This window comes from Streptomyces sp. LS1784, assembly GCF_020103755.1.
Taxonomy (GTDB): Bacteria; Actinomycetota; Actinomycetes; order Streptomycetales; family Streptomycetaceae; genus Kitasatospora.
In genome coordinates, this window is record NZ_JAHSQD010001180.1 from 1 (window position 1) to 851 (window position 851).

The 851-nt window shown below is 77.4% G+C and carries 1 pseudogene; it reads right to left on the reverse strand.

Annotated features, from left to right (window positions below):
- Positions 1-851: pseudogene (locus KS423_RS46415) on the reverse strand (hypothetical protein); the annotation flags it as partial.

Genomic DNA, 851 nt, shown 5'->3' on the forward strand with positions numbered 1-851 from the left:
CTCCTCGCGTTCGCGCCGGCTCTCCTCGCGCAGCGCGCTCGCGGCCGCCTCGGACTCGGCCCGGGTCCGGGCGGCCTCGGTGTCGGCCTCGGTGCGCACCCGCTCGGCGTCGGCCACCGCGGCGTCCCGGACGGCGTTCGCCTCAGCCTGAGCCTCGGTGGTCAGGGCCTCCGCCTCGGCGATCGCCTCGGCGCGCACCCGCTGGTCGAACTCGGTTGCCTCTCGCCGAAGTTCGGCGGTCTCGCGTTCGGCCGCGGACCGGTTCTCGGCGGCCGCGGCCTTGGCGGCGGCGAGTGCGTCCTGGCTCTGCTGCTCGGCGGCCTCGGTGATCTTCCCGGCCTCGGCGCGGGCCCGCGTCAGGGTCTGCTCGGCCCGGCCCTGGGTCTCGGCGGCCTGCTCCTGGGCCTGTTCGCGCAGCCGCTCGATCTCCCCGGCGGCACCCGCACGCAGCTCGTCCGCGTCGGCCTTGGCCTTGGTGAGCAGTTCCTCGGCGTTCTTCGCCGACTCCTCGATCTGGACCACGGCCTGGCGCCGGGCCTCGCCGCGCACCCGGTCGGCCTCGGCGGCGGCCTGGGCGCGCAGCTCCTCGGCCTCGGCCCGCAGCCGGGCCGCCTCGTCCTGCATCCGCTCGATCTGCTCGCGGATCGCGGCGGCGTCGTCCAGGGCGGCGTTCTGGGCCTGCTCGACGGCGGCCTGGGCCTGCTCGCGCAGCCGCTGTGCCTCGGCGGAGGCCTCGGCGCGGATCCGCTCGGCCTCGGCGGCGGCCTCACCCCGGGCGGTCTCGGCGTCCTTGTTGGCCCGGCCGAGCACCTCCTCGGCGGTCTTGGCGGCCTTCGCGAGGTGGACGGTGG